Origin of the sequence: Methylacidimicrobium tartarophylax (genome assembly GCF_902143375.2) — a bacterium.
Lineage (GTDB): Bacteria > Verrucomicrobiota > Verrucomicrobiia > Methylacidiphilales > Methylacidiphilaceae > Methylacidimicrobium > Methylacidimicrobium tartarophylax.
Genome location: NZ_CABFVA020000003.1, coordinates 1 through 5,492 on the forward strand (window position 1 = coordinate 1; position 5,492 = coordinate 5,492).

Sequence of the window (5,492 nt, forward strand, 5' to 3'; positions counted from 1 at the left end):
GCCGCATCGTGGCAAGCTCTCCGAAGTCTAAGCCCGACGGCCTGCTCATCGCCTGGGATCCATCCTCCACCTTCCCGAAGAGATTCCTTGTTGGGAAAGGCGCAATCGCCAAATCGACTCACATCCGGAAGCGGGGAGGCTCCATCCGTCGCTCGATGTCGCTGCGCGAAAGGTAAAGGTCTTTCGTCAACAGTTCCCGGACAGTCCAGGGACATGTTTGCGACAGGTCCTCTTTCGCTATGGGCCGCGCCATCTCTCGGGATTTTACGATGAGCAACTCGGAGGCCGAGGAGTATGCTTCCGCAACGGTGTCCTCCAGTTGGTGTTCGAGGCTTGGGTTGTCCTCCAAAAGATCCACCAGTCGCATACGTTGCTCAATGACCGTAGCCTTCCAGCCCCAGCCTTCTCTCTCTGGATCCCTGGTCAGGTAGGCGATACAGAGGAGATGTTGCATCAAGGTCACGAGCCGGCTCTTCAACTGGCTGCGCTCACTTCTTCCCAAAGTTTCCACCTCCTCGATCAGATCGTCGATGTCCAACTCGGCGAAGCGGCGCTCGCGCAGGAGCCGAGCGGTCTCCACGGTCCAAGCGTAAAAGTCGCGGTCGTAGAGTTTCTGCCTCTTCATGGATTGACGATACTACTGCCTAGCGCCGCCGCCAATCTCTGGTTCGGGCTCCATGGGAATCGTCCGCAACACGTCCTGGATCCGCTCCCGGGCCGCGGCGATCCCATGAGACTGGGCGAAGTCGTTCCAGTCGCTTCCCGGCTCGCCCGGCCCGAACGGGGGAAGCGTGAAGAAACTTCACACCCGGCGAAGCCAGACCATTCGCCAGCGCACCAGAGTAAAAAACCTCGACCCAATCGATCTTACGTCAATTACATCCGTGAAACAGCGAAGAGGCAGAATCTTCTTTGCCATGAGAGCACCCGCCGACGCGGCCAGACACGGGCCTCTGCCGCCCCCTTAATGCCGGAAGAGCCCCAGCGCCAAGAGCGAAAGCATCAACCCCATGACCCAGGAAAACTGCGTCCGCAGCGAATGCTCCAGCCGCTCGAAGCGGGCTTCCACCCGTTCGAAGCGCTGGTCGACGCGCTCAAAGCGCTGGTCGATGTCGCGGCGCAACCCGTCGAGCTTGGTCTCCACCAGGGTTAGCCGCTGCTCGACGGTCCCCAGCCGCTTGTCAATCTGTTCGTAGGCCCCTTCCAAGTGGGCCATCCGCGTCTCTATGGTGTCGGTGGGCATGCCTTCCCGTGGGACGATAGATCAGCCCTGCGCAACCGGCAAGGCCTCCGCCCGGCGATCCGGATTGCCTTTCCTAGGGAAATCCCTTACAAGGAGTGGCCACGGGTGCCCGGAAGGCCTCGGCCTTCGGGTAGCCGGATAGCAGCAATTTCATGGATACTGCCGACTCTCTGGTTCCGATCATCCTGGCGGGAGGGGCGGGAACCCGTCTCTGGCCTCTCTCCCGAAGGGGGAGACCGAAGCCTTTTCTGGAGCTGCCGGACGGCCGTTCCCTCTTTGCGCGGGCTCTTGCCCATGCCCGCTCTCTTCCCGGGGCGGCAACGCCCCTCACCGTCCTCCATCGGGACTACCTCTTCCAGGCCAGAGATGCGGCGAACGGCGCCGGGGAGGAGGCGCTCCGCTATCTGCTGGAGCCGATCGCGCGGAACACCGCCCCGGCCATTGGAGCCGCGGCGCGCTGGCTGAGCGAGCATTCGGGTCCCCAGACCGTTCTCCTGGTCCTTCCGGCCGATCACCGGATCGAGGAAGGACCCGCCTTTGGCAAGGCGGTGAGCCAAGCGGTGGAGTTGGCGCGGCTCGGGTACCTGGTCACTTTTGGGATCGTGCCGAAGAGCGCCCATACCGGCTATGGCTATATCGAGCGGGGCGAGGAGATCGGAAAGGACGCGGTACTCGGCCATGCGGTCTCCCGCTTCATCGAGAAGCCGGATCGGGCACGGGCCGAGGGTTTTGCCGCTTCGGGCCGCCATTTCTGGAATGCGGGGATCTTCTGCTTTCGGGCCGATGCGCTCCTCGCGGCTCTCGAAGAGTGGGCCCCCGAGATGGCCCAGGGGATCGAGCGCTGCGTGGGCGGGATCCAGGAAAAGGATGGCGTCGTGGAGCTTCCCAAGGAGTTTGGGTCCCTTCCGTCGCTCTCCTTGGATTACGCCGTCATGGAAAAGGCGCGCAAGGTCGCCGTCGTTCCCGCTCCCTTTTCCTGGAGCGACGTCGGTTCCTGGTCGAGCTATGCCGACCTGCTCCCCGCCGATGCGCGGGGGAATCGGGTCGTGGGAGAGGCGCAGCTCCGGGATGCCGAAGGCTGTGTGGTCTATGCCCCGGACCGGCTCGCCGCCGTCCTGGGGGTGCAAGACCTCCTCGTGGTCGACACGCCCGACGCCCTCTTGATCGCGGCCAAGGATCGGGACCAGGAGGTCGAGGCCGTGGTGGCCGAGCTCCGGAGACAGGGACACCCGGCTCATCTCCTCCACCGGACGGTCCACCGACCCTGGGGGACTTATACCGTCCTCGAAGAGGGCTCGCGCTTTGCGATCAAGCGGATCGTCGTCCGCCCCGGAAGGGCGCTCTCGCTCCAGATGCACCATCACCGGAGCGAGCACTGGGTCGTCGTCTCGGGCACCGCCAAGGTGACACAGGGAGAGGTCGAGCAGCTGATCCGTCCGAACGAGTCGACCTATATCCCGGCGGGCATCTCCCACCGGCTGGAGAACCCGGGTTTGATCGACTTAGTGATCATCGAGGTACAGTGCGGGGATTACGTGGGAGAAGACGATATCGTCCGCTTCGAGGACCGCTACGGGCGCGCTTGACCGGCGCGCTCCAGGCGAACCGCTTGAGAAAACCCGCTTGCTTCGCCGTCCACGGGATTCGATAAAGGAGGGACCATATGCGGGAGCTCTGGAAGGTTCTCCAATTCTCTGCGCCCTTTCTGCGCAGACATTGGAAGATCCTGGCGGCGGGCGTGCTCACGGGCTTGGTCTTCGCCTCGATCAACGGCACCTATCTCTTCGTGCTCAAGGCCGCGATCGACAACTTCCTCGGCACGCCCGGCCAGGGCGCACCGGCGGATCCCCACCACGTCCATCACTCGCGGGAATCGGCCATGCAGGTCCTGCGGCAGTGGCTGCCGATGATGGGGGCGCCCCTGGACGCGAAGCGAGTCATCGGGGGCCTCCTGCTCCTTCCCGGGGTCGCGCTCGTTCGCGGGCTTTTCCGACTCAGCAACGCCTATTTCATGAACCTGGCTGCCGGACGGATCGTGGCCGACCTCCAGACCGCGATCTTGCAAAAGCTCCACGCGCTCTCGATGGACTTCTACCATCGCTCGACGACGGGGGACCTCTCGGTGCGGATCCTCAACGATACCCAAGGCTTCTACCAGTCGATCAGCATCCTCTTCACCGACGTCACCAAGGACCCCTTCACCCTGCTGGCGATCCTCGTTGCGTGCGCGGCCATCGACTGGCGGCTCACCCTGGTCGCCGGCCTGCTCATCCCGGTCTGCATCATCCCGGCAGTGATGCTCTCGGGTAAGGTCCGCAAGAATGCGGCCAAGATGGTCTCGACGGCGGTCGACCAGAGCAATCTCCTCTTGGAGTCGGTGGCGGGGGTTCATGTGATCAAGGCGTTCTCCTTGGAAAAAAGGAACGCCGACCTCTTCCGGAAGCAGGCGAATGACCTGGCGCGCCAGAATGCGAAGATGAACACCTCGAGCTCGCTCGTGAGTCCCTCGATCGACGTGATCGCGAGCTTCGCCCTCTCCCTTCTGATCCTCTCGGTCGTCTGGAAGCATGTGAGCATCGCCAATATGGCGGTGGTTGCCAATGGAGCCCTCCTCTTCTTTGCCCCGATCCGGCGGTTGGCCGACGCGAATGTGAAGATCCAGGAAGGGTCCATCAGCGCCAAGCGCCTTTCGGAGCTCCTGGAAACTCCGGCGAGCGTCCAGGAAGCGAAGCATGCCAAGCCGATCCGGGAGTTCACGGAGGCGGTTTCCTTCGATCAGGTGACCTTTCACTATGGCAACCGGCTCGTCCTCGACAAGGTCTCCTTCACTCTTCCCAAGGGGGCCAAGGTGGGGATTGCCGGTCCCAGCGGGGCCGGAAAGAGCACCATCACGAGCCTCCTGCTCCGGTTCTACGACCCGGTTGGCGGGGCCATCCGCATTGACGGCCACGACCTGCGGGAGCTCAAGCTCCAGGATGCGCGGGCTCTCTTTTCCCTGGTGAGCCAGGATGTCGTGATCTTCAACCTGACGGCGGCCGAGAACATTGCGATCGGCAACCCCCAGGCCACGCAGGCGCAAATCGAGGAGGCCGCCCGGATGGCGGGAGCACACGAATTTATCTCCCAACTGCCCAACGGCTATCACACGAAGATCGGCGAACGAGGGGTGAGACTCTCCGGGGGGCAACGGCAGCGGCTCTCCATTGCCCGGGCCTTCGCCCGCAATGCGCCCATCCTGATCCTCGATGAAGCCACTTCGAATCTCGACTCGCACAGCGAGACGCAGATCCAATCTTCGATTGAACTCCTGGAACAGGGTCGGACCGTTCTTTTCATCGCCCACCGGCTTTCCACGCTGGCCGGCTCGGACTGGATTCTCGTCCTGGAAGAGGGCAAGATCGTCCAGAAAGGGACCTATGCCGAACTCCTGGAAGCGGAGGGACCCTTCCGCCGGCTGGCCGAGAAACAGGGCCTCTGCGCCATGGCTGCCTAGCCTGCCCTTCTCCTAAGCTTTCTCCTGCGGCTTGCCGGATCGAAGGGGTGGGGCTAGCCTCAGGAAAATGACGGCGACGGCCTCGGGAGCGCTCAGCTTGGCCGCAGGACTCCTGGTCCTCGCCGCGAAGTTCTGGGCCTACCGGCTTACGGGATCGGTCGCCCTCTACTCGGATGCGCTCGAGTCGGTCGTCAACGTCGCCGGGGCCGCGGCCGCCTTCCTCGCCCTCCACATCTCCGCGGCACCCCCGGATCGCAACCATCCCTACGGCCATACGAAGGCCGAGTATCTTTCGGCGGGATTCGAAGGCGGACTGATCGCGGTCGCCGCGGTCTTGATTCTGTTCGAGGCGGTCCGCAGGCTCTTCTCCCCCGGACCCCTTCCCCGGCTCACCGAGGGGATCGCGATTTCCGCAGCCTCGACGGTCGTCAACGCAGCCCTGGCCGCCTACCTGCTCGCGCAGGCGCGCAAGCAGAGTTCCCCGGCCCTCTCCGCGGACGGGATTCACCTCTGGACCGACGTCGTGACCTCGCTGGGCATGGTCCTGGGCCTGGGCCTGGCCAAGCTCACGGGACTCTGGCTGCTCGATCCCTTGCTCGGGCTCCTTTTGGCGAGCAACATCCTCTGGGCGGGCTACCGGCTGGTACGCGATTCGCTCAGCGGGCTGATCGACGAGGGGCTCTCCCCGGAGATTATCTCCGAAATCGAGGCCACCTTGGCGAAGGAGGGCCCTTCCTTCGCCGAGGTCCGGCGGCT

At 63.8% G+C, this 5,492-nt stretch carries 5 protein-coding genes; 3 read left to right on the forward strand and 2 right to left on the reverse strand.

Annotated features, from left to right (window positions below):
• Window positions 1-118: 118 nt before the first annotated feature.
• Together MAMT_RS00460 and MAMT_RS00465 are read right to left on the reverse strand one after the other, a co-directional pair.
• Window positions 119-625 carry a DUF29 domain-containing protein gene (locus MAMT_RS00460; RefSeq protein WP_142658983.1) on the reverse strand — a complete coding sequence of 169 codons (507 nt, stop codon included), beginning with the start codon at window positions 623-625 and terminating at the stop codon, window positions 119-121.
• Window positions 626-964: 339 nt separating this feature from the next.
• Window positions 965-1,243 (reverse strand): hypothetical protein, encoded by a 279-nt coding sequence (locus MAMT_RS00465; RefSeq protein ID WP_178086820.1) that lies wholly within the window; start codon window positions 1,241-1,243, stop codon window positions 965-967.
• Window positions 1,244-1,395: 152 nt separating this feature from the next.
• On the opposite strand from MAMT_RS00465, the gene MAMT_RS00470 reads away from it, so the two are divergent.
• The 3 genes from MAMT_RS00470 to MAMT_RS00480 all read left to right on the forward strand — a co-directional run.
• Window positions 1,396-2,829: a mannose-1-phosphate guanylyltransferase/mannose-6-phosphate isomerase gene (locus MAMT_RS00470; RefSeq protein WP_142658985.1), complete on the forward strand. Its 1,434-nt coding sequence runs from the start codon at window positions 1,396-1,398 to the stop codon at window positions 2,827-2,829.
• 77 nt (window positions 2,830-2,906) lie between these two features.
• Complete coding sequence (locus MAMT_RS00475; protein ID WP_246186432.1) at window positions 2,907-4,736, forward strand: ABC transporter ATP-binding protein; 1,830 nt, start codon at window positions 2,907-2,909, stop codon at window positions 4,734-4,736.
• Window positions 4,737-4,803: 67 nt separating this feature from the next.
• Window positions 4,804-5,492: cation diffusion facilitator family transporter (locus tag MAMT_RS00480; protein ID WP_142658986.1), on the forward strand; the 689-nt coding region annotated here is incomplete at its 3' end.